The organism is Rickettsia endosymbiont of Cantharis rufa (genome assembly GCF_964026445.1).
Taxonomy (GTDB): Bacteria; Pseudomonadota; Alphaproteobacteria; order Rickettsiales; family Rickettsiaceae; genus Rickettsia.
Genome location: NZ_OZ032150.1, coordinates 1,078,067 through 1,102,799, shown reverse-complemented (window position 1 = coordinate 1,102,799; position 24,733 = coordinate 1,078,067). Strand labels below are relative to the sequence as shown.

Sequence of the window (24,733 nt, the reverse complement as noted above, 5' to 3'; positions counted from 1 at the left end):
AAAATCAATTATAATTTTACTACTTTATTTTTACCTGTTGTTTTAGCCTCATACATAGCTTTGTCAGCACGTTCAATGAAAGATTCCATTGATTCTTCTTTTTTATATTCCGCAACTCCGATTGAAATAGTTTTTTTTAAATGTTCAATTTGATCTTCAATGGGAAAATCCATATATTCTATTTTAACTCTAACTCTCTCCGCAGTTTCAATCGCTTTAGAAATATCTATATCCGTTAAGAGCATAGTAAATTCTTCACCGCCGAATCTTGCTATTAAGTCTGTTACTCTGAGAGTATTCTTCAAAATACGAGATACAATTGTTAAAACCTTATCGCCTGCTTGATGACCGTAAGTATCGTTTACATGTTTAAAATTGTCGATATCGCACATAAGTAAATATAATTTAATACTTTCTCTATTAGCCTTCTCAATCATTTGTTTGAGATGTATATCGAAATAGCGACGATTAAATAAGCCGGTTAAGCCGTCTTTAGCTGCTAAATTAACACTTTGTTCAAGATCATTACGTAAATTATCTTGATATTGCTTACGCCTTAATTGCGTTCTAATTCTAGCAAGCAATTCACTTTCTTCTATAGGATAAACGAAATAATCATTAATACCGAGTTCAATACCTTTTACAACCAAAGGCATACCGTCCTCATCAATTTGTAAAATTATTACCACGCCGCTTATTTCTGCCTTACCTCTTAAAATAACACTGATTCTTAAAGGATCTTCATTCTCAAGCGTACTACTGATAATTACTAAATCGGGTGCATATTCATTTATAATATCTAATTCATCGGAATTACTTATCACCTTTACGTTTTGAGTAATCCTAAGTAACATTTGTTTTATATTTTTAGCTTGTACTACATCATCATTAATTAGTAATATTTTTTTATCTACAAAAGTGTCGTGCATTTCAATATTTGTTACGCCTAATAATGCATTAGTGCTATTACGAAGCTTTAACTCATCAATTAAGCTTTTCATTCTAGATAGCGATTTAAGTCTTACAAATAAAGCAGTATCGTTAATAGGCTTTGTTAAAAATTCATCAGCCCCTGCTTCAAGACCTTTAACTCGATCATCAATATCAGAAAGTGCAGTTACCATTACAACCGGTATATGAGTAGTTTCCGAATTGGTTTTTATAATCTTACATACCTCAAATCCATCCATTTCCGGCATCATAACATCAAGTAGTATAATATCAATTTTTTCCTTTTTCAGAATTGCTAATGCTTCTTTACCGCTATTTACAGTAAGAACCGTATAATACTCTTTTAAAAGTTTGGCTGTTAGTAATTTAATATTGGTGTCTATATCATCTACTACTAATATTGTGGTCATAAGATTAAATTCTTGTTTTTAAAGGAAATAATTTGTATATTTATACTTTAATTCTGAGTCTTAAGATGTATAATATATGAAAATTTCAGCAAATTCAATTAGAACAGGTAACATATTAGTTTATAATAATGATTTATGGGTTGTAAGTAAAACGCCGGAACATACACAACCTGGGAAAGGTGGAGCTTATGTACAAGTTGAGATGAAAAATTTAAAAACAGGTACAAAGCGTAACGATAGATTCAGTTCTTCCGATTATTTAGAAAAAGCCGAACTTGAGCAAAAAGATTATCAATTTTTATATTTTGAAGGTGATGATTTAGTATTGATGGATACAAAACATTTTGATCAAATAAATGTTCCCAAGAAAATTTTAGAAGAAAAATTACCTTTCTTAACTGAAAATATGGTTGTTAAAGTCGAATTCTATAATGAAAAGCCTTTAAATATTGAGCTTCCTCCAACTGTTATACTTGAGATTAGTGAAACTGATCCGATAATAAAAGGAGTAACCGCTACTGCTTCTTATAAACCGGCAATTTTAACAAACGGCATTAAAGTTAAAGTACCGCAATATTTAGAAATAGGAGAAAGAATTGTTGTTAAAACTGATGATATGACATATGCCGAGCGAGCGAAGTAAGCTGCTTTATTGAACTATGGATGTCGTTCCTAGGTAAAAACGACGTTGTTACATGGATCGAAAAGCACACTCGATGTCATTCCCGCGTAGGCAGGAATCCAGCATAAAGCAAGATAAATCGAGCTTTTAATTTCAAAAATTTGCTGTATTTATACTTTTTTCTGGATTCCCGCCTGCGCGGGAATAACATAAAATGAGCCATGCAACAACGCTTCTAAAAGCGTAAATGACACAATAAATTAACTATTAAAATCAAATGCAACCTATAACTAATTTATTAATTAATGCCTTGCGTAAAGCTGTTAAGTTTTTGCACAGAGATTTTTTAGAACTCGAAATGCTACAAAAAAATTCTGTAAGAAATGAAGAATTTTGTAGACGATCTTACTTAAGATTAAAAACTTTATTATGCGAAGAATTACAAAAACATACACAAGATTTATTTTTTCCTGAAGATCAATTTGATTTAAATAATAATTATGAAAGTGTTTTTTTAGTGAATCCTATAGATAGTCTAAATAATTTCGCTAGAAGCATACCTTTTTTTGCGGTATCTATAACTTATTTAAAAAAACCCCAAGGAGCTTTATCTCCAAGTTCTACAGTAATATACTTCCCCGTTCTTAATGAAATTTATTATGCTGAAAAAGGTAAAGGAGCTTGGGTAGAAAAAAATAATTTAAACTCTAATGATCAAAGATTAAGACTTAGAGTCTCTGATAATGACGATTTAAAGAATTGTTTAGCAATTATTGAAGGTTTAAATTATGATAATTTGGAGGAGATAGATAATATTAGATCTTTTGGCTCTCCTTGCTACGGGGCTATGCTTGTAGCTTCAGGCAAAGCGGATTTAATATGTTTATCATTATTAAATTTTACGTTATATTATGCGTTTGAGCTTCTTATTAAGGAAGCAGGCGGGATAATTATAGATTCTAGCGATAAATTTATATATTCAAATCTCTATATTGCTAAGAGGCTATCAGTAAATAAATTTTAATTGATAATTAAAAAGATTTTATAGCGAAAATTAATAAGATTTTGGAAAGAATAGTAGTCCCTATTTCAAGAAAATCTTATAATTTGTAGTAAAAAAGCATTTAATTAGCTTTAAAATAATTCATGTAGTGGCATCTTAGACAAGAAATTATTTTAGATTTGCATCTTTATTGTTAGAATATAATAATATTAATATAATTATTAATTCATAAAGTTATGGCACATTATAAAGAGTTTGAATTTGACTGCGATTTTGGTGGACAAAGAGCCAAGTTTAAGTTTTATATAGGTACGCCGCAAGAAGGGCATCATCCGCTGCAATTTCAAGCAAAATGGTTATCTGACGAAAGAGGTGGTACTATTCTTGATGAGGTTATGAAAGCAATGTCACGGCTAAATGATCTTGCCAAAAAAAACGGCGTCCCGCTTCCGGATTTATGTGTATATGCTCTTGGTTCTGCTCAAGAAGCTCAAACTACCCCTCAAGAAGAAGATGAAGACGAGAATGAGAAGCAAGAAGATAAAGCCGAGCAGGCATAGTTAAAATAATAAGGAGATTCATAGAGATTAAAATGAAACAATATAATGATTTATTTAAAATTATTCACCGCGAGGGATATATATTCATTGCTAGTTTTGCATTAGTAAGCTTTTTATTGGCATCATTTAATGAAAAACTTGGCTGTATTGGGTTTATTGCCACTGCATGGTGTATTTACTTCTTTCGTAATCCCGATCGACATGTTCCTATAAACGATGATCTGGTAATAAGCCCTGCAGATGGAGTAATTCAAGAAATCAAAGAAGCATTGCTGCCGCCGGAATTAGGACTTGGTGATGTGGAAATGATTAGAGTTAGTATTTTTCTAAATATTTTTAATGTTCATGTTAATAGAATTCCAGCAAACGGAAAAATTTTAGCGCTTCATTATAACCCCGGAAAGTTTTTTAATGCCTCGCTTGATAAAGCCAGTGTTTATAATGAGCGTCAATCAGTATTAATGGAAACTGATCAAGGACAAAAAATTGTTTTTGTTCAAATAGCCGGACTTATAGCAAGGCGTATAGTTTGTGATTTAGAAGAGGGTAATGAAGTTAAAACGGGCGAGCGATACGGTATAATTCGTTTTGGTAGTAGAGTAGATGTTTACCTACCGTTGAAAACAGCTTTATTAGTGAGTAAAGGGCAGACTGCTATAGGTGGTGAAACTATCATTGCTGATTTTGGACGTAAAAAAACAGCAGAATTTAAGTTTGAGAGAAAGTAGTTACTCGTCATTGCGAGGAGAATTACAAGGTAATTTGACGAAGCGATCCCAAGAGTTTGTTTTATGAGATTGCCACGTTCCTCGCAGTCGCACGCAATGACGTTTTTTATACCATACATTCCGAGTATTAAAATTGTTAAAAATTCGTAAGCCTATAATAACTAAGCCTGTACCCATAATAAAATTAATTCCCAACTTTGTTACGTTGCTTGGGCTTGTAACCGGTATGAGTTCTATAAAATTTGCTTTAGATAGCAGATGGGAGCTTGCGGTATATTGCATTATAGTAGCAGCAATTATTGACGGTATCGATGGCAGAATAGCAAGGATGCTAAATGCAACCAGCCCATTTGGTGCAGAACTTGATTCATTATGCGATTTTGCTAATTTTGGTATAGCTCCTGCTTATCTAATATATTTATGGTCTTTTCAACAATATGAGTATAAAGTATTTTCATCAGCAGTAATGCTGTTATTTATAGTGTGTATGGCTTTGCGTTTAGCTCGCTTTAACGTTGGTATTTCTCAACCAAAACAAGATAAAAAAGCTGAATATTTTTTTACCGGTGTACCTGCTCCATGCGGTGCATTACTCGCTTTAATGCCTGTAATGATAGATTTTGAAATCGGTACGTTATTAAATATCAATACCCGCACTCACACTATAACAATTAATATATATTTAGCTATTATAGCTTTTCTACTTGCTAGTAGACTCCCTACAATCTCAACAAAAAATTTAAGTATTAAACCTGAGTATTTATCCCTTGCAATGATTTTAGTTGCTATTGTTATTATAAATCTTATCATATATCCATGGTATTCAATGCCATTAATTGCAGTTATATATATTCTTTCTATACCAATTTGTTACTTTTTTAAACATAGAGGATATCTAGGTTCTGTGAAGGAAAATTAAATTAATCTATTTTTGCTCTTTTTTGCTACAAATTATAAGATTTTTTTTGAAATAGGAACAATTATTACTGAAAAAATCTTATTAATTTTCACTCAAAAATATCTAAAAATACAAATAATTTAATTTTCCTTCACAGAACCTACAAAGTTAATTTTAAATCTAATTAGAATAACTTTGTAAGCACTCTTTAAACTTAATGCAAATTAATTATGCTGAATATCTCACAAACTATCTTAAAATATAAGCATCATCCATTCGCTAAATATATACTTATTATAGTTCTAGTAATATTTATTTATTTTGGATATAGAATTTATGTTTGGGCAAATACGCAATCCACAAATAATGCTTATATTGATGCAGATATTTCAAATGTTAGTGCTGAAGTTAGCGGTGTTTTAACTAATCTATCGGTAACCAATAATACTAAAGTTAGTAAAGGTGATTTAATAGCTTGTATCGATGATAGAGATTATAAGGCAAAGCTTGCGGCGCTTGAAGCATCTATTGAAACTTGCATAAAAAACATAGAAATTATAGAGCAAAAAATCTCAATAGGGTGGATTAGCCTAGAACAAGCGGCTGAAAAATCAAAACTTGCTAAAATAAGCTTTGATATTGCCTCAACAGATTTTACTAGGGTGCAGGAATTAAATAAGGCTAAATTTGCTAGCTCTAAAACATTAGATGATTCCGAAAACGCATATCAAAAAGCTAAAACAGATTATAAACAATCACAATTAGATCTCGATATATCTAAGCAAAATCTGACTCTTTTAGATCTTGAGAAATCTGCGGAAAAAGAAAAACTCAAAGAATTAACAGAAAATAAAAAGATTATCTCAAGAAGTCTACAAAATACTAAACTTACTGCTATGGTACCGGGTATATTTAGTAATAGTAGTTTAGAAGTCGGAAATTATATAGTACAGGGTAGAGCATTGTTTTCTATAGTTCAAGATAATACTATGTATATTCAAGCTAATTTTAAAGAAACACAAATTAAGAAATTTAAGCCCGGTATGAACGTCAAAATTGAATTCGATGCTTTGCCTAAAAAAGTAATTTATGGAAAGATTCGTAATATTGCTCCTGCTACCGGTTCTAAATTTAGCTTAATCCCACCCGATAATGCTACCGGTAATTTTACTAAAATCGTACAACGTATACCTATTTTAATAGATTTTGAATCCCCAGATGTCAATCTAGTTCCCGGCATGTCAGCAATTGTATCCATTAGAACTGATCAAAAGATTTAGTGGTATATCCCTTAAAAGATGCTACAATACATTAGACTTCCTGCATAAGTCATCTTAAAAGAGGAATTCGAAGGAGACGCGGAACGCAGAACCACAGCCATACGTGAGGATTCGATTATCGGATCGACGTACAAATTATCTTTAGAAGTGACTTATGCAGGAAGTCTATCCATAATAATATATCAATAATAGCATGTATAAAGTTAACCCAAGAGTAGATCTAGCCTTTAAAAAAATCTTTGGAGTAGAAGAGAATAGGGGCTTACTAATATCTCTTATAAATTCAATAGTGTCAGAAACGGATCAAATTATAGATGCGACACTACTTAATCCTTATAATCCAAAGAATTTTAAAACAGATAACCCTCCATACTTGATATTAAAGCCAAAAGTGAAAGCGGTAAAAGATATAATATCGAAATTCAAGTAACCGATGAAGCGGATTACGATAAAAGAGCTTTGTATTATTTGGCAAAAATGTATAAGGAACAACTGAAAGAGGGGGTGGATTATTCAGAATTAAGCAAAGCAATAGGTATACATATACTTAATTTCACTAGTATTACGAATACTAACAACTATCACAATGCCTTTCAGTTGAGTGAGAAAAATAATGGTTTGGTATATTTTAAATATATAGAATTACATACAATAGAGCTTAATAAATTTGCTAAGAATCCTAAAGAGGAGTTATCTGACGTCGTCAAGAAAGTTAAAAATGCTCTAGATACATGGCTTGCTTTTTTAACACGTAATGATTTATTAAATAAAGATAATTTACCGAAAGAGCTAAATAATAAAGATTGGTCGCACCTCCATTTTACAGATGTGGATATTAAAAGGCTATACGTTCAATAAGAGTTCCGATGACTTTATCATGAATATCCAATGACTTGGGAAAACAAATTGTTTTACGTGTCAGTCTTTTGCATCTTGTTCTAAGATTTAAGTTACCCCGTTCTATCCGTTGAGTATATTTTTTACTAACAATGTGTTTTTTGGGATCTAATAACCTAGCATAACTTCCCCATCCATCTGTAAAGTAAAAAGTAACCTTAAAATCCTCCGGTTTTTTTTCAGTAATGATTCTGATGTGCTATCACATCTTGTACCAAAAGTATAAGCAACTACTTTTAACAAAATCTTATCCAAAGAATATCAAAGCCATCTTTGTTTGGATTTATTCTGTACATAAGGCCATTGTTCATCTATTTCAGGAGCAATAATTACTTCTATCGTATTGATAGAATGATTTATCTTTTTTAACGCTAGATTTTTTTAAAACACGGATAACCGTATTGATACCCACTTTTAATACTCTTACTGTATCCCTAACTCCAGAGCCATTGATTGACATATCTACTATCTGAGCCTTGACTCCAGGCTTAGAGGCATTATTAATATATTACAGTTAAAAATATCGATTACACTGCTTGCATTGATATCTCTGTTGTTTTGAAATTGAATATCCCGCCTTTACTACTTTTTCTGTGTCGTTATAATATCTACACTTAACATCTATTCTTGCCATAACTCCTTAACTATAATTCTCTCTTATTACTGTTTGAGGATTATAGACTATTCATGCTAAGCTGCAATACGGGGGCACGACCTAATTTTTTTAGGATACCCTGAAGAAATACGAAAAATAATTTACACAACTAATGCTGTGGAATCCGTTAATAGTCAACTCCGAAAAGTCACAAAAAATAAACGTGTTTTTCCAAATGATAATACTGTTTAAAAGCTTATATTTAGCAATTGATACATGACCAGGAAATGGTCCATGCCTACACCAAATTGGAATGCGGCTATGGCTCATTTTTTAATAAAATTTGAAGATAGAATCTAGGCCTTTGGGAAATTTACACACTTAATTGGGAAGACTCAATTCTAAAACTAGTTGACTAATTATCTGCCCTTTAACTCTCTTAGTTCTTTTTTTAGCTTTATTACTAAAGTTTGTAATTTTTCAAATTCTTCACGAGTGACGTAGTTACCTTTAAGTATTTTATCCTCAATTATGCCACAGCTTTTATCCGCTATGCTATCTAAAGCTTTTTGTGCTACGCTGCTAGCTCCAACGGCTACTCTTAAAATACTATTTGTTTTCATAATACCTCTATAGATAACGCATGTAGACCGCTGTTAAATTCATCGGTAAGTAAGTTATTAATAGTGCGATGATTAGCAATTAGGCTTTTCCCCTGTAATGTTTCTGCAGAAATTCTTATTTTTAGATGGCTGTGAATACCGTCATAGTGACTCGCATGCTTGTAGCTTTCATCTATTATTTCTTGAAAATGTGGTTTTAACACACTTAGTTTTTCTCGTATCCTGTCTATGCGGCACATATTTTTATTTCATTTACAGTAAAAATGTCCTAATATTCTTAAGTATATAATTTTATGATAAAAATGGCAATGTCGGAATTAATAACGGATTATAAAGATTTACAAGATGAGATAGATAAGTTGGGAAAAGGCGTATGTTTAGCTTGTAGATTAGTTAATTATGACGAAATCGAATTTATAGAGCAAGATAAGCATTTTATAATTGAAGATTTAGATCAAATTATTGAAAATGTAAGCAAAGAACTTAATATTTTTCCAAAGTTTAAAAAAATACAAAAAGATAGGATATTATTTATTTTAGATACTACTGATTCTGACTTAATTAAAAATTTTGCTAGGAAATTATATTTGTTTTCGCAGCTTTATATTAATGAACAGAAGCCGGCAGTTTATATGAATTGTTATATTTCTAGTATTAAATTCCCAAAAATAAGTAATAATGCCGGAGAAATTGAAAAAACCTTGAATATGTTACTTTCACAAAATAATAATTATTATTACCGTGAATATAGCAGCACAGAACATGATTTAGAAAATATAAGAAAATCTAACATCTTGCTTAATTTGCTAAGGAATGCTTTAGCAAAAAAGACTATGCGATTTGCTTATCAGCCTATAATAGATCGCAATACTATGAAGATTCATTATTATGAATGTCTGCTTCGTATACCTGATGAGAACGGTGTTTATATTTCCGTAGGTCCGATAATCCCTATTGCTGAAAATAAAGGATTAATTTTTATAATTGATCAAATTGTTTTGGAAATGACTGTTAACGAACTTGCCCGCAATCCAAACTTAATGTTAGCCGTGAATATTTCAAATATAGGAACGAGCGATGAAGCTTTATGGGAAATAGCGGAAAACTTATTAAAAACTCATAATGTTCGAGGTCGCTTAATTATTGAAATTACAGAAACTTCTTTTAACGAGAATTACGATAAAATAACTTTGTTTATTAATAAGCTTCGCAAATACGGATGTAAGTTTGCGTTAGATGATTTTGGTTCTGGTTTTACTTCTTTTAAACAGCTTCAAAGTTTACCTATCGATATTATCAAAATTGACGGTAAATATGTACGTAGTATTACAAGTGATGTACAAAGTAGGTATTTCATAGAAAGATTAATTAAGATTTCAGAAGATTTAAATATTGAAACGGTAGCTGAGTTTGTAGAGAATGGAGAAATAGCTAAATTTTTAATTGATCTAAAAGTCGGTGGGCTACAAGGGAATTTCTATTCCGAAGCAAAGTTCGATAGGATCGATGTCATACCGCGACTTGATCGCGGTACCCATAAAAATAACTTTTAATATCAACGTTTAAGCTGGATACCGCGATCAAGTCGCGGTATGACGCAGTTAACACTTGACGACCTACATAAAAAACCTTTATGCAGAACTCAACTTTGAATGATTAAACTCAGATGCTGCTACTTGAATTAAAAAAAACTAATCAAACTTTAGAAACTATACATTTCATAGGCATCGGTGGTGTTGGAATGAGCGGTATAGCCGAGATATTACATAATCTAGGCTATAAAGTACAAGGTTCTGATTTAGTAGAAAATTATAATACTAAAAGACTTGCAGTTTATGGTATTAAAATATTTTTAGGGCATGCTGAGCAAAATATTACCAATGTTTCGTATGTCGTTATTTCATCGGCAATTAACCCAGATAATCCCGAAATAAAAGAAGCGTTAGAACGTAAAATCCCGATTATTAGACGTGCGGAGATGCTCGCTGAGCTTATGAGGTTAAAATGTTCCGTAGCAGTTTCGGGATCGCACGGCAAAACCACCACTACTTCTTTAGTCGCTTGTTTATTTGAGGCAGCCGGTTTATGCCCTACGGTTATTAACGGCGGGATTATCAATAATAGATCGACTAATGCATATCTTGGTTCAAGTAATTATTTAATTGCGGAGGCCGATGAATCTGATGCGACATTTATTCATATTCCATCAACTATTGCGATAATAACTAACATTGATCCAGAACATTTAGATTATTATAAAGATTTTGAAACATTAATTAGTGCTTTTAAAAGTTTTATTACTAATCTGCCGTTTTACGGTTTTGCAGTTTGCTGTATCGATCATAAAATAGTTCGTAAGTTAGTAGATGATATTACCGAAAGGAAGATTGTTACTTACGGAATCGATTCGGAAGATGCTCATATTATAGCATTTAATATTAACACTGATATTGCCTCTTCTACTTTTGACGTAAAAATTAGTCTACCAAATGTACTAGGTACAACGATCATTGAAAAAATTACTATTCCAACGCCCGGAAGACATAATATTTTAAATAGTCTTGCTGCAATCGCTGTTGGTATAGAATTAGATTTCGGTATTAAAGCTATTAAAAACGGCTTCAATAATTTTAAAGGAGTGAAGAGGAGATTTACTAAAGTAGCTGAATATAATAGTGCGGTGGTTATTGATGATTATGCTCATCATCCTGAGGAAATCAAAGCAACGCTTGCTACGGCTAAAAATATAGCAAATAAACAAAACGGTAAAGTTATTGCTATTTTTCAGCCTCATAGATATTCAAGGATACAGCATTTATTCGATGATTTTATGGTCTGCTTTAATGATGCGGATATGATTTATATTACCGATATATATGCCGCAGGAGAAGAGCCTATAGAAGGAGTTACAGGACAAAGTTTAGTTGATAAGATTACTAAGAATAAGCATCACGATAAGGCAAATTTTCTAGCAGAACTAGATGATGCGGTGGAAATTATTATAAGTAACGCAGATGCAGGTGATATGATAATTATGATGGGAGCAGGTAATATTTCAAGTTTTGCAAATGAATTAGATAGGAAGTTGTCCTCTCGCGACTAAGCTGTCATACCGTGGCTTGATGTCATTCCCGTGTAGGCGGGAATCTAGGGTAAAGCAAGATAAATCGAGCTTTTCAAATAAAGCTTTAAGGTACTAGATTCCCACCTACGCGGGAATGACATAAAACGATCCGCGCAACAACGTCACACAAGAAAAAAGATAACAGTAAAGATATGTTAATTTTACCGATAATAAAAGGTGAGTATAAAAAGGACTATAATTTAAAACACTTAACATGGTTTAAAGTAGGCGGGAATGCCGAAATTTTCTTTAAACCTTTAGATAATGAAGATTTAGCAAGTTTCTTAATACAAAATAAGCAAAAATTACCTATAACTACTTTTGGAGCAGGCTCAAACATTATTATAAGAGATGGCGGCATAGAAGGGGTTGTTATAAAACTTGGTCAGAATTTTAGTAATATTGATTTTATAGATGATAATCATTTAGTAGTAGGTAGCAGCTGCCTTAATTATAATTTAGCAAAATTCTGTCAAGCAAATTCTATTTTCGGTTTTGAGTTTTTAGTAGGTATTCCAGGTACTATCGGCGGCGGTATTGCTATGAATGCAGGAGCTTATGGCTCTGAGTTTAAAGATATTATAGTTAGAATTGAAGCGATTGACTTGGCGGGAAATTTTTTAACATTTACCAACGAAGCAATAGGTTTTAAATATCGCGGTAACAATTTACCAAAGGATTTAATTATTCTCAAAGCTGTTTTTAAAGTAAATAAAGGCGATAGTGAAAATATATTATTACGGATGAATGAAATAAATAATGCAAGATCATCGACGCAGCCTATTAAAGAGCGTACAGGCGGTAGTACTTTTGCAAATCCTGAGGGGCTTAAATCCTGGGAACTTATTGACAAAGCAGGACTTAGAGGCTATAGAATAGGCGGCGCTTCGATGTCGGAGCTTCATTGTAATTTTATGATTAATAACGGTGATGCTATTGCTAAGGATTTAGAAGATTTAGGTGACTTCGTCCGGCAAAAAGTATTTGAAGATAGAGGTATTAAGTTAGAATGGGAGATTAAGAGAATAGGACGTCATCTCGTGGCTTGATCGACCTTGTTACGTGGCCTCTATGTCATTCCTGCGAAAACAGGAATCCAGAAAAAAGCGAGATAAATCGAGTTTTTAATTTTAAAAACTTACTGTAGTTATACTTTTTAGTGACTGGATTCCCAATTTCGCGGGAATGACATAGTCACCTCTTAATTCAGTAATAAAAATAAAACAATATGCATAAATACCAAACACATTGGGTGGAACACTCTGAAGTTAAAATATTAAGCAATAGCGGTAAAAAGCATATAGCATTAGTTGCGGGCGGTATGTCTTCTGAGCGTGAAGTATCTTTAATATCAGCTGAGGGAGTTAGTAAAGCTTTAATTGAATTAGGATATAAAGTTACCTTTATTGATATGGGAGCGGATATTGCTACAAAATTACAGGAAATAAAACCCGATATAGTTTTTAATTGTCTGCACGGTACATACGGTGAAGACGGTAACTTACCGGGGCTATTAAATATACTTCGTATTCCATATACTCATAGCGGCGTATTAGCATCTAGTATAGCATTTAATAAAATATATTCTCGTGGTGTTATGTTATCAGCAAGGGATATACACATTCAAGAAGAATTTGCTATAATAAATAAAGAAGATAATATAAAAGCCGATCCAATACCAAGGCCGTATGTTATTAAACCATTAACTCAAGGATCAAGTATAGGTATTGAAATAATATTTGAAAAAGATAATTTTAATTTTGCTGATTATAATTTTCCTTATGGTAACCAAATAATAGTTGAGAGATATATTAAAGGTCGTGAATTGCAAGTAGCCTTATTAAACGGTAAGGTTTTAGGAGCTTTAGAAATTCAGCTTCTTAAGAATCGCTTTTATGATTATGAAACTAAATATACTGAAGGATTAGCTAAACATTTATGTCCAGCTCCATTAACTGAAGATTTATATAAAAAACTATTAATTACTTCTGAAGAAATTTATCATGTTATTGGTTGTAGAGGGGTAGCAAGGGCAGAATTTATTTTAGAAGACCAAACAAACAAATTATATGCTTTGGAGATAAATACTCACCCGGGTATGACGCCTTTATCAATAGTGCCGGAAATTGCAGCTTATGCAGGGATAAATTTTACTAACTTAATTGAAGAAATTATAAAGACGGCAAGCTTTGAATCATGAGAAAAAAAACAAGCTCAAATAAAAAAAAACAGACAAAAAAAGCTAATAATATCTCATTACGCCGAAAATTAGGGTTAATTTATAAAAAAACAATATTAGTAGTTAAAATTGCTTTAATTATTTTTATATGTTTATTTGCTTTTACAAAATATTTTGCTTCTCTCAAGACCTACTTAACCACAAATATATATCAAACAACGACAAAACTTGGTTTTAAACTCGAGAATGTTATAATTGAAGGACAGCAAAATGTCGATGAGCCTACAATATTAAAGGTTTTAAATGCAAGCAACGGCAGTCCTGTTTTTGCTCTTAAATTAGACGAAATTAGAAATAATTTAAAGAAAAATAAATGGATTAAGGAAGTATATGTCGGTCGAAGATTACCAAATACGATATATATCAAGTTATTTGAAAGAGAGCCTATTGCTATTTGGCAAATCAATAATCAGCTTTTCTTGGTTGATGAAGAAGGTTACGAAATTAGTAAAAATATTCAGCCTTTTCCTCATTTATTACATGTTGTAGGGGAAGGGGCAAATATATATGCAGGTAAATTAGTAAGCGAGCTACAGAAATATCCAGCATTAATGAATAAAACTTCAGCTGCTATAAGACTCGGAGATAGAAGATGGGATTTAAACCTTAAAGGTAATACAAGTATTAAGTTACCTGAAAAAGATTTTGAAGAAGCATTAAAATATATTGATGCACTCAATAAAGCTAACAAGCTATTTAACCAAAATTATAAGGTTTTGGATTTGAGAGATAAGAATAAGTACTATCTTGAGAAATACTAGTTTCTGTATAATCGAACTGTGTCATACCACGGCTTTTATACATTCCCGCGAAAGCGGGAATCCAGAAAAAGTATAAATATAGCAAATTTTTGAAATTAAAAGCTCGACTTATCTCGCTTTATGCTGGATTCCTGCTTTCGTAGGAATGACATAAGAGTCTTTTAACAAAGTTGCTCCCTCCATGGTATGACAATAATTTAAATAAAAAAATGAAAGAGAAAATATCAAATTTTGTGACACTTGATTTCGGCAGTAGTAAGATTGCTGTCATTGCTGCCTATATTAGTAAAAAAGGCGAAATTAAAGTAGCGAGCCAAAATTTGCATCATTCTAAAGGTATTAAATCAGGAGCTATATCAGATTTAAAAAATGCTGAAACTAGTATCGTTTCCGCAATTTATGCACTTGAAAAAGATTGTGGTAAAAATATAAAAAAAGTTATATTATCGTTATCAGGTGCGGATACTAAATCTTATTATATAAATTATACAATTAAAGTTAACGGTCAAACCGTAACGCAGCAAGACATTAAAAAATTACTACAAAAAGCATTACTTGAATTTAAAGTTAAAAACCAAGAAATTATTCATTATTTTCCTCTTGAGTTTACCCTTGATAATAATTCAGTCGAAAACCCTATAGGTATGTACGGTAGAGAACTTAGTTGCGAATTGCATATTGTGGCAGCTAGTTCAAATATGTTGTCAAATATTGTACAATGTTTTGCTAAATGTCATGTTGAAGTCACGAATATCACTCTAGCAATTTATGCTTCTGCCATAGCTTGTCTTACGAATGATGAAAAAAATCTTGACTCGCTTATCATTGATATGGGCGATAAAACTACCTCTTTCGGTATTTTTTTTGCAGATAAATTAATATATACGGGGCATGTAAATATAGGTAGTTTTCATATTAGCTCGGATATTGCTAAAGTTTTCGGTATCGATCTTGTTACGGCAGAGAAATTAAAGATTTTATACGGCAACGCAGTTATACCTTTATTTGAAAAAGATAGTATTATAAATATGGATGATTTTCAAGTTGATACTCATCATAATTTAAATATTTCCGTAACAATTTATAAATTGGCTGAGGTAATAAGAGCAAGAGCCGAAGAAATATTATCAATGGTAAAAGCTGAATATGATAAAGCAACAAAAGGGCAGGTTGAAGTTTTTAGAGTTGTAATTACCGGTGGTGGGTCTCAGCTTAGAGGGCTTAAAGAGCTTTCAAATAAAATTTTTGAAAAACAGAGCAGAATTGGTAAACCGGATATTATTGCAGGTTTTACAGAGGATTATAATCCGGCGATGTACTCAGCAACTATAGGGATGCTAAAGATTCATGCACTAAAGCAGCAAAAAGAATTTGCTCATATTAGATTTGATGAAAATAGCAGCTTCTTCAAGAAAGCTTTTGATTGGTTTAAGGAGAATGTTTAGAGATGTGACAGTTCACTGTCGCCCCGTGGCTTGACCACGGGGTCCAGCAAAAATGATTTCAATATTGCTACTTATATGTTTTACCGGATCCCGTGAATAAATCACGGGATGACAGAGAGGAATGACATTGCTAAGAATTAGTATTAGATTTCTGTCTAGAGCAGATTAGTACATTTCCTTTAACTTCAATAATAAAGAGTCGGTCGCCTGTTTTTGCATCGATTTCGTTTGATATAAGATAAGCATTCATAATAGCACCGGACCATTTCACTTGTCCCACAGTATCAGAAGAGATGGTAGAACTATAAACCTCTACCGCTTTGCCTATCATATCCGAGTAATTTTCTACTTTAGTAGTTTTATTATAAACATATTTTTTAAGAGGATAATATAATATGCAAAACCAAATAAGCGATAACATACCAAAAATCGTTATTTGATTTGTTAAGCTAACTAGAGGATAGTTATATACCGCAAGAGTGTTTGATAATGCTCCAAACCCAAAAAATAAGAACCCGATACTTGGAGCTGTAAAAAATTCAATAGCTACACAAATTATGCCGATTATTAACCATATTTCTGTAAGGTAATTATTTATCATGAACATAAGTTTTTAAAAATAATATTACATCGGCTATGTCTTGCGGTTTTGATATACCGGCAAAGGACATTTTAGTTCCCGGTACATAGCTACTTGGTTTATGTAAGAAAGCAAATAAACTATCATCATCCCATACGCCGCCAAGTTTTGATAGAGCAGGGGAGTATTTATAGTCTGTTAGTCTTGCTTTAGGGCGACCAGCTACATCCCACAAGTGAGGTCCTAGTTTATTTGGGCCGTCCTTATCAAGAGAATGGCACATTAAGCATTTTTTTGCTATCGCGCGGCCGTTATCGGTGTTAGCAGTCTTCATCAATTCCGGTATATTTACTGGCGCTTGCTCTAGTGTCGTAGTACCTTGATTTTCTGATGATTCGTGAACTGCAACGCTGTAACCGCGATGTAAAGTTTGTAAATTAGGTTTATACAGTATATTGGCAACAAACCCAACCATCATAGCAATTAAACTAGCAAATAAGATGGCTGCAACAATTTTATTTAACTCTTTTCCAGACATTTATTTTGTTTTTTATTAGAATTTATACTATAATTTAAGTTGTAAGAGAAGTTAATTAAATAAATAAAAGAAAAATTTATAAAAATATTTGTTCTTTGGAGAAAAAATAAATGTCTGATTCAAAAAAATCAAGTATTAGAAAAATATTTAATAAGTTGAAATCTTATTGGACCAGTTTTAGAGAAAGTAAAATAGGTAAAATATTATTTAGTAATAGCTTAAGTTATGCAGTTTCCGTAGCTTCTATAGCAACTGCAGTTTCCGGACTTCTTACTCCTATATCACCGATAATTATAGCTGTAGCTGTTGTTTCAGGTGTTAGCGTAGGAATTCGAGCTATAAACGAGACTTTAAAAGTGCATAGTTTGCGTAAACTTCATAAAGAGAATAATTTAGTAGTACATAACAGAGATGCTAAAAGTCAGCAAGATTATATATTATCATTAGAACCGAGCCTAAAAGATATTTTGAAAAATGAATTATATACGCCACAAACGACAGGTAAGGATTCTACTCAAGATAAGTATCAGTTAAATGTAAATAAATTGAAAAGTACAGGACGAATATTTGGAAATAATATAGGTAGAGCCGCAAATTTGGCTGCTTCTATTATCAAAGGTTCTAGCGGTAATGTGCTTGATATATTAAAAGCTACGGGTTACGGCATAGTTACGACCGCATCGTTAATTATCGACGGTCTTACTGAAAAGGAGAAAATAGAAATAAAAACAATATTTAAATTAAATATAAATGAAGAATATAAAAAACAAGATACTCCCACATATGAAAATTTAGAACAATTAGAGAATTATACTAAGAGTCAAGTATTACAAACATTAGCTTTAAAAAAATTAATAACGGATAAAAATTATTGGAGTATGAATAAAGACCAAAAAATACAAAAATTTCGAGAAATAAGAGGTGGTGTTAATTTTGAAATAAAAAGAAACGGTTTAGAAGAATTTTTTAGAAAAAATAAAATAACAATGGATAATAGAAAAGAGAGTTATGTTAAAGATATTAAAAATGTAATGAATCCATTTTATGAAAATCCTAGTAAAGCCGAAGGATATAGTCCTTTAACTAAAGCTATGGATAAAGATAAAGTTAATAATGCTGAAACAAAAAAGGCGCAAAGTGTAAGGTCAAAAGTGATGCAAAAAAGGAAACAAAATTTAACAATATGAAATGATCACTATAGCTCACTACTAGTTACAAATTTGTAAGAGGTAGTATCGCTAAATATTTTATGCAATAATTCATTATTAAGAGCATGGCTGGTTTTATAGCCATTAATTGCACTCACAATGTTAGTACCGCTGGTATATAAATCGCCGAATAAATCTAATAATTTATGGCGAACAAATTCATCTTTATAACGCAAGCCGCTTGGGTTCAAGATTTTATCTTGCTCATCTATTCCTATCGCATTCTCAAATGAAGCGCCTAGGGCAAGTCCTTTGCTTTGCAAATAATTAAGATGTTCCATAAAGCCAAAAGTTCGGGCATCTGCAATATTTTTAGTAAAAGATTCCTGGTCTGAAAAACTTAGATTTTGTTTGCCTATAGCCTTACTGCTAAAATCAATGGTTAAATCTACAGTCATATGACTAGAAGGAGTGCAATATAATTCACAATCTTTATGAACTACCTGCATATCTTTTAAAATTTTCAGATATTTTTTAGGAGCATTTTGTAATTTTTTTCCTGCACATTCAATCATAAACACAAAAGGTTTACTACTGCCGTCCATGATTGGTACCTCAGGACCATCAATTTTAATAATTGCGTTATCGATTCCGCATCCCCAAAGTGCTGCCATTAAATGTTCAATTGTTGAAACTTGAACTTTATAATCATTGCTTATAGTGGTAGATAATAAAGTATCGGAGACGTTGAAATAACTAGCCTCAATATAGTTCATTTCAGAAGATATATCAGTTCTAATGAAGATAATGCCGGTATTTTCTTTAGCAGGCTCTAGAGTTAACTGTGTACGTTTTCCTGAGTGAACCCCGATCCCGTAACAACTAACCGGTTTTAATAATGTACTTTGCTGCATGCGAGGCTATAAAAAATATATTTAAAATATTAATATTTTATGCCGAATTATACAAGCTATATTATGTTACAAAATATTACATGGTATACTCGATGAACTTGAAAAACTGGCTTCGTTGTTTTTTGCTTTTAATCCTCACGTACTAATATGTACGTTGCGGTTAAAAGTTTCAAAACGTCTAGCTCTTTTTCAAGTTGATTTTCGTCTTATGTAGTACAGCTAAAATTAGAACTTATACAATTTATACTTAATAAAATACCAAAAATGATAAGCCACAAAACTACCGACTACAGCAAAAGCAGAAAATAAGAAATCACTGCCGCTAATAGTGCCGTAAGGTACATGAGATGATAAAGCTCCGGCATATATACCTATGCCACACATTGAAAAATATGAAAACAAAGCTGTCCTGAGTTCGTAATCTCTAAATTTATCAATTAATATTAAAATATTACAAATATAAATGGACCCTAAACAACTACCGATTATTATTATATATAATATATTAAGGTTTTTACTAGTTCCATGAAGCGGTAGTAAAATAAAGCAGATGAGTAAAATTATAGTTAGTGATAAATTAGCCAAATATTTATTTACTTTGCTTAAGATGTAACACATAGGAATTATAGAAAAACAGATTGCTAGGAAAATATATTTTAGTATGAGCCTTAAATTAATTAATGCTAATTCTTTCATTAATGTGAAAGCTTCATAATACCATAATATATCCAAGGTAACATAAGCAACTACGAAGCCTGTCAATAATTGTAATTCGATATTTTTTATTAAGGATGAGAATTTTGAATTTAAATTTAATTTATGAGATGTAGGATTACAATGTAGAAATTCTGTTAGAATATTGATGCAATATAACAACGCACAAATTACTATAGTATTATTTGTCAGTTTTATAAATGGATTTAATAAATCTACCATTAAGTTTCCACCTGAACATAACAACAATATACAAGCTAAAAAAAAATATTTCTTTTCTTTGCTACTCTCAATAATGTCTAATGTTATAGAGGTGAAATATGAAAATATTCCAAAATTAATTAAAATAAAATTAATTTTAATCAGGGTATAATTATTCAATAAAATTAGGTTTATTGTACAAATAATTAATAAAGATAAGCTAATTAAAATAATTTCTTTATTACTTAATTTATTAATCAATTGTGTTAAGGCAAAGCCTGCGATTATCAAGCCTATAAATTTAGTTTGATTGATATGATTTATTTGTTCTTCGTCTAGATTTTTATTTATCAGTAAAAAAATTTTAAAATTATAAAAATTTATAGCATTGATACAGGAAAAAATAAATATCCCTAAAAGTGAGAAAAAAATAGTTTTATAATCGTTTCTTAAAGTCATAAATTAAGTGTTTGCTAAACATAAATACATGGTATATAACTCATTATTATAATAATTAAGATAATAGATCCTTTCGGCAACTCTACTTCTAGGGGTAATTTGTACGTTGAGCCTAGACTCGAATCCTCATGTACTAGTATGTACGCTGCGGTTCAAGGTGAAGTGTCTCCGAGGGATTCCCCCCCTAAATCCTCGTTTCCGAAGAGATCCATTATCTTAAAAATATAAAAAGATTCGTAATTCCATTATTTAAGTATATATGGATAGTTATTAGATTATCAGCTTTTAATCAAGTATGGTAGCCTTATTTATAATTTATATATAATTATTGTTTAATTTTAAAAAAATTAATGAATTACAATAATATAAAAATATTTTAATGTAAGAAAAATAATAATATATTTTTTGGTATTTTAAAGAGGTGCTATTTGAAGTTTATCTAAAATTTCATTTTTGCTTTTTAATTATGGGTAAATTATTTTTTAAATAAATTAATACAAGATAAGCAATGATTTTTCTTAAGATACAAGTATTATATTAATTATTTGTTCTTCAAGTTAGTGAGCAAGATAAATGCATAAAAAGATTATAATTGATGCTAATTTTTCAAGTGAAACAAGAGTAGTTTTATTAGGACAAAGCAACAATATAGAAGATATTGAATTTCAAACAACCGTAAGACAACAAAATAAAGGTAATATTTATTTAGCAAAAGTTACAAGAATAGAACCATCGCTACAAGCTGTTTTTATAGAGTACGGAATGGATAAAAGCGGTTTTTTACCGTTTAGTGAAATCCATCCTAACTATTACAATTTGCCTACCTCGGAAAGAAATTTTCCGATTAATGCTTTTCATGAAATAGATCTTTCAGATATTACGGTTGAGGATGATAAAGAGAAGCCGGCTGCTATATATGATTCTTTGGTTGATAGTGAAGAAATTGACCTAAAAACCATAGAAGATTTAGTAGAGAGTAAATTCCAGTCGGAACTTAATTTAGAGGCGGCTGATGATATTGAAATTATTCAAAGCGGCATTGAGTCAAATATTCCGCAATATAAACAATATAAAGTTCAGGACGTAATAAGAAAAAACCAAATATTATTGGCGCAAGTTACTAAAGAGGAACGAGGAAATAAGTGCGCCGCTTTCACTACCTATATATCCTTAGCGGGTAAGTATTGTGTTTTAATGCCCAATAAAGGTTCGCAAAACGGTATATCACGTAAAATATCAAACACGGAAGAAAGAAAAAGACTGAAAGATATTTTAAATAAAATAGTAAGTGGTGACAAAAATACTTACAGTGTCATTGTTAGAACTGCAGGTAGAGGAAGTAGCACCTTAGATTTGAAGAAAGACTATAATTATTTAGCAAGCTTGTGGAATAAAATTCGTAAAAGTACCATTAAATTTCCGGCTCCGTGTTTTATTCATGAAGAAGATAGTATAATACGTAAAACCATACGTGATATGTGTGATCACAATGTTAAAGAGGTAGTTATTCAAGGACAGGAAGCTTATGAAGATGCTTCAAAATTTATGCAGGATTTATTACCTTCAGAGCTTTCAAAACTTAAAGAGCATAAAAATAAAATTCCTATATTTACTAAATTTCAAGTAGAAGAACAATTAGTTAAATTATATCAGCCTGTGGTGACATTACCTTCAGGGGGATATATTGTTATTAATCCTACGGAAGCTCTTATTTCAATTGACGTAAATTCCGGTAAATCAACTTCTGAAAAAAATATCGAAGAAACGGCATTAAAAACTAATCTAGAAGCAGCAAAAGAAGTAGCAAAGCAAGTAAAGCTTAGAGATCTATCGGGTTTGATAGTTGTTGATTTTATAGATATGAGCGAAGCAAAGAATCGTAAAATTATTGAGCGATCCTTTAAAGAATTTTTAAGTCGCGATCGTGCTCGTATACAAACTGGTAATATTAGTCAGTTTGGATTGCTTGAATTCTCAAGGCAGAGATTACGCTCTTCTTTCTTAGAAACTAATTCGGCAATTTGTTCTCATTGTAACGGTAAAGGAGTCATTAGAGCGAGTGATGCTAATGCTATGTTAATTTTACGTACTATAGAGAATGAAATTTTTGAAGATAAAATTGATGTAATAAATGTTTTTACCAATATCACCTCAGTTATTTATTTACTTAATAATAAACGTGCCGAGATAAAATTTATTGAAGAAAAATATAATATAAAACTTAATTTTTATTCCGATCCTAATGCTACATTAGATAGTTATTCGATTGAAAAGGTGAAATTATTAAAGAAAAATAACAATAATACTAGTTTGGTTAAGCCGGTGGTTCAGAATCATAGTGCCGATTATACTGAAGAAGAGCCGAAAAAAGAACAGCTACGCAAGAATAAGCATAAATGGAAAACAGTTAATAATAATGCTTCAGTTGAAGAAAAGACTATAGTTGATTCAGTTGGATCTGTATACAAGGAGCCAAGGGCAGAACCTATAACTAATAAGAGAGCAACGAACAACAGCGTCAGCGAGTCCAAACCAATTGACTATAAAAGTCCTGATGTAAAAGAGATAGAAGATCAGGTAGTAAGTGTAGTGCAGGAAAAAATAGAGGTTACGGATAATAACGTAGTTGCAGAAGAAGTTACGACACCGAAAAAGACAAAACGTAGATATCGTAATAAGAAGTCAAATAAGAAACGTCCCGCTAATACTGCTGAAGATACGGAAAAGAATGCGGAGGTTTAATTGAGAGGTATTTGTGATACCAAATCGCCATTGCGAGCGACTGAAAGCGTTGTTGTATGGCTCGGAAAACGCGTTTTATGTCATCCCGCGCGACTTGATCACGGGATCCAGTTAAAAATACTAATATTGTTAGTATTTTTAATTATTCTTATGGACCTCGTGGTCAAGCCACGGGGTGACACAGTGGATTTTATCGGTCCACGCAACAATGCCTTCGCGGGAATGACATAGAAATGCAGCAATGACGAGGCAACATAATAAAAACATAAATTTAGCGATACAAGTGCAGAAAAGTTTAATTATAAGATGGTTGTTTATAAGTTGTATAATGGTCATAGCGATGATTATTATAGGTGGTATAACAAGGCTTACAGGTTCTGGTTTATCTATAGTAGAGTGGCGCCCGATAACAGGTATTTTGCCGCCTTTTAGTTTTGAAGGTTGGCAAGCGGAGTTTGTTAAATATAAAGCTTTTCCCGAATATAATTCCGTTAATTACGGAATGACTTTATCAGAGTTTAAATTTATCTATCTACTAGAATTTACACATAGATTATTTGGTAGAATTACCGGTATAATATACATCCTACCCTTAGTATATTTTTATTTTAAAAGAATAATAAAAAATCGTGATATGCTACCTTATATAACTGCTTTGTTGTTGTTTTGTGTACAAGGCTTTATGGGGTGGTATATGGTTAAAAGCGGTTTACTGAATAACCCGTCTGTTAGTCATTTCCGACTTGCTTTTCATTTAATTATCGCTGTAATTATTTATCACATACTTTTTTATCAATTAATAAAAAATCGTTGTGATATTTTGTTAATCCCAGCACAAATAAATTTAAAATTACCGTTAATATTTTCTGGTATTGCTATTACTGTAATATATGTACAAATTTTTTTAGGTGCTTTAGTTGCAGGGCTTGATGCAGGGCTGATATATAATAGCTTTCCGCTAATGGGTGATAGCTTTATTCCGACAGAGATAAAAGATAATTTCTTTGACCTTAAAAACTGGTATGATTCGGTTTTTATGCAATTCATACATCGTTTAGGTGGTTATATCGTATTTATGGTTGTTATGGCTTTGGCAATTTATTTGTTAAAAATAAAACATCCGAAATTAAATAAAATAGCATATTTTCTAATGATTACACTATTGGTGCAGATATCTACCGGAATAATTACTCTTTTATACTATGTACCTATAATAATTGCCTCTACTCATCAATTTTTTGCTATAGTTCTTTTATCAGTATTAATATGGTGCTATTTTTTAATAAAAAATTCTTAAGTTT

The 24,733-nt window shown here is 31.4% G+C and carries 27 protein-coding genes and 2 pseudogenes; 18 read left to right on the top strand and 11 right to left on the bottom strand.

From position 1 onward, the window contains the following. Nucleotides 1–8: 8 nt before the first annotated feature. Entirely contained in the window at nt 9–1,361 is a 1,353-nt protein-coding gene (locus tag AAGD46_RS06290; RefSeq protein ID WP_341786974.1) for a PleD family two-component system response regulator, read from the bottom strand. Between the two features lie 76 nt (nt 1,362–1,437). On the opposite strand from AAGD46_RS06290, the gene efp reads away from it, so the two are divergent. The 8 genes from efp to AAGD46_RS06245 all read left to right on the top strand — a co-directional run bounded on the left by efp (nt 1,438) and on the right by AAGD46_RS06245 (nt 7,310). After that, nucleotides 1,438–2,004: an elongation factor P gene (gene efp, locus AAGD46_RS06285; RefSeq protein ID WP_341786973.1), complete on the top strand. Its 567-nt coding sequence runs from the start codon at nt 1,438–1,440 to the stop codon at nt 2,002–2,004. A 256-nt stretch (nt 2,005–2,260) separates the two neighbouring features. Beyond that, a complete protein-coding gene (locus AAGD46_RS06280) occupies nt 2,261–3,007 on the top strand; it encodes an inositol monophosphatase (protein WP_341786971.1) in 747 nt (248 codons plus the stop codon). A gap of 215 nt (nt 3,008–3,222) precedes the next feature. After that, nucleotides 3,223–3,546: a DUF2610 domain-containing protein gene (locus AAGD46_RS06275; RefSeq protein WP_341786970.1), complete on the top strand. Its 324-nt coding sequence runs from the start codon at nt 3,223–3,225 to the stop codon at nt 3,544–3,546. Between the two features lie 32 nt (nt 3,547–3,578). Further along, a complete protein-coding gene (locus AAGD46_RS06270; RefSeq protein ID WP_341786969.1) occupies nt 3,579–4,274 on the top strand; it encodes a phosphatidylserine decarboxylase in 696 nt (231 codons plus the stop codon). Nucleotides 4,275–4,407: 133 nt separating this feature from the next. Then, complete coding sequence (gene pssA, locus AAGD46_RS06265) at nt 4,408–5,193, top strand: CDP-diacylglycerol--serine O-phosphatidyltransferase (RefSeq protein WP_341786968.1); 786 nt, start codon at nt 4,408–4,410, stop codon at nt 5,191–5,193. Between the two features lie 209 nt (nt 5,194–5,402). After that, nucleotides 5,403–6,452: an HlyD family secretion protein gene (locus AAGD46_RS06260; RefSeq protein ID WP_341786967.1), complete on the top strand. Its 1,050-nt coding sequence runs from the start codon at nt 5,403–5,405 to the stop codon at nt 6,450–6,452. Between the two features lie 193 nt (nt 6,453–6,645). After that, nucleotides 6,646–6,882 carry a PD-(D/E)XK nuclease family transposase gene (locus AAGD46_RS06250; RefSeq protein WP_341786966.1) on the top strand — a complete coding sequence of 79 codons (237 nt, stop codon included), beginning with the start codon at nt 6,646–6,648 and terminating at the stop codon, nt 6,880–6,882. Next, nucleotides 6,822–7,310: an Rpn family recombination-promoting nuclease/putative transposase gene (locus AAGD46_RS06245; RefSeq protein WP_341787921.1), complete on the top strand. Its 489-nt coding sequence runs from the start codon at nt 6,822–6,824 to the stop codon at nt 7,308–7,310. The genes AAGD46_RS06250 and AAGD46_RS06245 overlap by 61 nt, the downstream gene beginning before the upstream one ends. On the opposite strand, the gene AAGD46_RS09490 is transcribed toward AAGD46_RS06245, so the two are convergent. From AAGD46_RS09490 to AAGD46_RS09480, 3 genes are all read right to left on the bottom strand, one after another. Continuing rightward, nucleotides 7,288–7,536, bottom strand: a complete 249-nt coding sequence (locus AAGD46_RS09490; protein WP_410525984.1) for an IS1 family transposase — start codon at nt 7,534–7,536, stop codon at nt 7,288–7,290. The two genes, AAGD46_RS06245 and AAGD46_RS09490, sit on opposite strands and share 23 nt — an antisense overlap. 74 nt (nt 7,537–7,610) lie before the next feature. Next, the gene (locus AAGD46_RS09485) at nt 7,611–7,664 is read right to left on the bottom strand and encodes a hypothetical protein (protein WP_410525954.1); all 54 of its coding nucleotides are present in this window, start codon (nt 7,662–7,664) and stop codon (nt 7,611–7,613) included. A 1-nt stretch (nt 7,665) separates the two neighbouring features. Beyond that, nucleotides 7,666–7,809 (bottom strand): IS1-like element transposase, encoded by a 144-nt coding sequence (locus tag AAGD46_RS09480; RefSeq protein ID WP_341786690.1) that lies wholly within the window; start codon nt 7,807–7,809, stop codon nt 7,666–7,668. A gap of 285 nt (nt 7,810–8,094) precedes the next feature. Between AAGD46_RS09480 and AAGD46_RS06235 the strand changes: the two are divergent. Then, nucleotides 8,095–8,184: pseudogene (locus AAGD46_RS06235) on the top strand (transposase); the annotation flags it as partial. Nucleotides 8,185–8,363: 179 nt separating this feature from the next. On the opposite strand, the gene AAGD46_RS06230 reads toward AAGD46_RS06235, so the two are convergent. Together AAGD46_RS06230 and AAGD46_RS06225 are read right to left on the bottom strand one after the other, a co-directional pair. After that, complete coding sequence (locus AAGD46_RS06230) at nt 8,364–8,567, bottom strand: hypothetical protein (RefSeq protein WP_341786965.1); 204 nt, start codon at nt 8,565–8,567, stop codon at nt 8,364–8,366. Then, complete coding sequence (locus tag AAGD46_RS06225) at nt 8,564–8,806, bottom strand: BolA family transcriptional regulator (protein WP_341786964.1); 243 nt, start codon at nt 8,804–8,806, stop codon at nt 8,564–8,566. Before AAGD46_RS06225 ends, AAGD46_RS06230 begins: the two co-directional genes overlap by 4 nt. Before the next feature lie 54 nt (nt 8,807–8,860). On the opposite strand from AAGD46_RS06225, the gene AAGD46_RS06220 reads away from it, so the two are divergent. The 6 genes from AAGD46_RS06220 (at nt 8,861) to ftsA (ending at nt 16,136) form a co-directional block, all read left to right on the top strand. Next, nucleotides 8,861–10,120 carry an EAL domain-containing protein gene (locus tag AAGD46_RS06220; protein WP_341786963.1) on the top strand — a complete coding sequence of 420 codons (1,260 nt, stop codon included), beginning with the start codon at nt 8,861–8,863 and terminating at the stop codon, nt 10,118–10,120. A gap of 113 nt (nt 10,121–10,233) precedes the next feature. Further along, nucleotides 10,234–11,670 carry a UDP-N-acetylmuramate--L-alanine ligase gene (gene murC / locus AAGD46_RS06215; protein WP_341786961.1) on the top strand — a complete coding sequence of 479 codons (1,437 nt, stop codon included), beginning with the start codon at nt 10,234–10,236 and terminating at the stop codon, nt 11,668–11,670. A 173-nt stretch (nt 11,671–11,843) separates the two neighbouring features. Beyond that, a complete protein-coding gene (gene murB, locus AAGD46_RS06210) occupies nt 11,844–12,740 on the top strand; it encodes a UDP-N-acetylmuramate dehydrogenase (RefSeq protein ID WP_341786960.1) in 897 nt (298 codons plus the stop codon). A gap of 179 nt (nt 12,741–12,919) precedes the next feature. Then, the gene (locus AAGD46_RS06205; protein WP_341786959.1) at nt 12,920–13,891 is read left to right on the top strand and encodes a D-alanine--D-alanine ligase; all 972 of its coding nucleotides are present in this window, start codon (nt 12,920–12,922) and stop codon (nt 13,889–13,891) included. Next, on the top strand, nt 13,888–14,691 hold the full coding sequence (locus tag AAGD46_RS06200; RefSeq protein ID WP_341786958.1) for a cell division protein FtsQ/DivIB: 804 nt from the start codon (nt 13,888–13,890) through the stop codon (nt 14,689–14,691). The genes AAGD46_RS06205 and AAGD46_RS06200 overlap by 4 nt, the downstream gene beginning before the upstream one ends. A 209-nt stretch (nt 14,692–14,900) precedes the next feature. Then, nucleotides 14,901–16,136, top strand: coding sequence for a cell division protein FtsA (gene ftsA, locus AAGD46_RS06195; RefSeq protein ID WP_341786957.1), 1,236 nt, complete (start codon nt 14,901–14,903; stop codon nt 16,134–16,136). Nucleotides 16,137–16,266: 130 nt separating this feature from the next. Here ftsA and AAGD46_RS06190 read toward each other — a convergent pair whose 3' ends face one another. Continuing rightward, entirely contained in the window at nt 16,267–16,743 is a 477-nt protein-coding gene (locus AAGD46_RS06190; RefSeq protein WP_341786956.1) for an NfeD family protein, read from the bottom strand. Further along, the gene (locus tag AAGD46_RS06185) at nt 16,727–17,254 is read right to left on the bottom strand and encodes a cytochrome c family protein (protein WP_341786955.1); all 528 of its coding nucleotides are present in this window, start codon (nt 17,252–17,254) and stop codon (nt 16,727–16,729) included. The genes AAGD46_RS06190 and AAGD46_RS06185 overlap by 17 nt, the downstream gene beginning before the upstream one ends. 110 nt (nt 17,255–17,364) lie before the next feature. Here AAGD46_RS06185 and AAGD46_RS06180 point away from each other — a divergent pair, with 110 nt between their 5' ends. Next, entirely contained in the window at nt 17,365–18,441 is a 1,077-nt protein-coding gene (locus tag AAGD46_RS06180; RefSeq protein WP_341786954.1) for a hypothetical protein, read from the top strand. An 8-nt stretch (nt 18,442–18,449) separates the two neighbouring features. Here the strand turns inward: AAGD46_RS06180 and lpxC are convergent, their stop codons facing one another. The 3 genes and pseudogenes from lpxC to AAGD46_RS09475 all read right to left on the bottom strand — a co-directional run. Further along, entirely contained in the window at nt 18,450–19,316 is an 867-nt protein-coding gene (gene lpxC / locus AAGD46_RS06175; protein WP_341786953.1) for a UDP-3-O-acyl-N-acetylglucosamine deacetylase, read from the bottom strand. 225 nt (nt 19,317–19,541) lie between these two features. Then, nucleotides 19,542–20,690: a hypothetical protein gene (locus tag AAGD46_RS06170; protein WP_341786952.1), complete on the bottom strand. Its 1,149-nt coding sequence runs from the start codon at nt 20,688–20,690 to the stop codon at nt 19,542–19,544. Between the two features lie 65 nt (nt 20,691–20,755). Further along, a pseudogene (locus AAGD46_RS09475) lies at nt 20,756–20,842 on the bottom strand (palindromic element RPE1 domain-containing protein); the annotation flags it as partial. A gap of 421 nt (nt 20,843–21,263) precedes the next feature. On the opposite strand from AAGD46_RS09475, the gene AAGD46_RS06160 reads away from it, so the two are divergent. Both AAGD46_RS06160 and AAGD46_RS06155 read left to right on the top strand, forming a co-directional pair. Beyond that, nucleotides 21,264–23,432, top strand: coding sequence for an Rne/Rng family ribonuclease (locus tag AAGD46_RS06160; RefSeq protein ID WP_341786951.1), 2,169 nt, complete (start codon nt 21,264–21,266; stop codon nt 23,430–23,432). Between the two features lie 283 nt (nt 23,433–23,715). Continuing rightward, nucleotides 23,716–24,729, top strand: a complete 1,014-nt coding sequence (locus tag AAGD46_RS06155; RefSeq protein WP_341786950.1) for a COX15/CtaA family protein — start codon at nt 23,716–23,718, stop codon at nt 24,727–24,729. Nucleotides 24,730–24,733: the final 4 nt, after the last annotated feature.

Coding starts and splice junctions, on each gene's coding strand:
- AAGD46_RS06290 (WP_341786974.1), bottom strand. CDS start 1,361: ATGACCACAATATTAGTAGTAGATGATATAGACACCAATATTAAATTA.
- efp (WP_341786973.1), top strand. CDS start 1,438: ATGAAAATTTCAGCAAATTCAATTAGAACAGGTAACATATTAGTTTAT.
- AAGD46_RS06280 (WP_341786971.1), top strand. CDS start 2,261: ATGCAACCTATAACTAATTTATTAATTAATGCCTTGCGTAAAGCTGTT.
- AAGD46_RS06275 (WP_341786970.1), top strand. CDS start 3,223: ATGGCACATTATAAAGAGTTTGAATTTGACTGCGATTTTGGTGGACAA.
- AAGD46_RS06270 (WP_341786969.1), top strand. CDS start 3,579: ATGAAACAATATAATGATTTATTTAAAATTATTCACCGCGAGGGATAT.
- AAGD46_RS06260 (WP_341786967.1), top strand. CDS start 5,403: ATGCTGAATATCTCACAAACTATCTTAAAATATAAGCATCATCCATTC.
- AAGD46_RS06250 (WP_341786966.1), top strand. CDS start 6,646: ATGTATAAAGTTAACCCAAGAGTAGATCTAGCCTTTAAAAAAATCTTT.
- AAGD46_RS09480 (WP_341786690.1), bottom strand. CDS start 7,809: ATGTCAATCAATGGCTCTGGAGTTAGGGATACAGTAAGAGTATTAAAA.
- AAGD46_RS06230 (WP_341786965.1), bottom strand. CDS start 8,567: ATGAAAACAAATAGTATTTTAAGAGTAGCCGTTGGAGCTAGCAGCGTA.
- AAGD46_RS06225 (WP_341786964.1), bottom strand. CDS start 8,806: ATGTGCCGCATAGACAGGATACGAGAAAAACTAAGTGTGTTAAAACCA.
- AAGD46_RS06220 (WP_341786963.1), top strand. CDS start 8,861: ATGATAAAAATGGCAATGTCGGAATTAATAACGGATTATAAAGATTTA.
- murC (WP_341786961.1), top strand. CDS start 10,234: ATGCTGCTACTTGAATTAAAAAAAACTAATCAAACTTTAGAAACTATA.
- murB (WP_341786960.1), top strand. CDS start 11,844: ATGTTAATTTTACCGATAATAAAAGGTGAGTATAAAAAGGACTATAAT.
- AAGD46_RS06205 (WP_341786959.1), top strand. CDS start 12,920: ATGCATAAATACCAAACACATTGGGTGGAACACTCTGAAGTTAAAATA.
- AAGD46_RS06200 (WP_341786958.1), top strand. CDS start 13,888: ATGAGAAAAAAAACAAGCTCAAATAAAAAAAAACAGACAAAAAAAGCT.
- ftsA (WP_341786957.1), top strand. CDS start 14,901: ATGAAAGAGAAAATATCAAATTTTGTGACACTTGATTTCGGCAGTAGT.
- AAGD46_RS06190 (WP_341786956.1), bottom strand. CDS start 16,743: ATGTTCATGATAAATAATTACCTTACAGAAATATGGTTAATAATCGGC.
- AAGD46_RS06185 (WP_341786955.1), bottom strand. CDS start 17,254: ATGTCTGGAAAAGAGTTAAATAAAATTGTTGCAGCCATCTTATTTGCT.
- AAGD46_RS06180 (WP_341786954.1), top strand. CDS start 17,365: ATGTCTGATTCAAAAAAATCAAGTATTAGAAAAATATTTAATAAGTTG.
- lpxC (WP_341786953.1), bottom strand. CDS start 19,316: ATGCAGCAAAGTACATTATTAAAACCGGTTAGTTGTTACGGGATCGGG.
- AAGD46_RS06170 (WP_341786952.1), bottom strand. CDS start 20,690: ATGACTTTAAGAAACGATTATAAAACTATTTTTTTCTCACTTTTAGGG.
- AAGD46_RS06160 (WP_341786951.1), top strand. CDS start 21,264: ATGCATAAAAAGATTATAATTGATGCTAATTTTTCAAGTGAAACAAGA.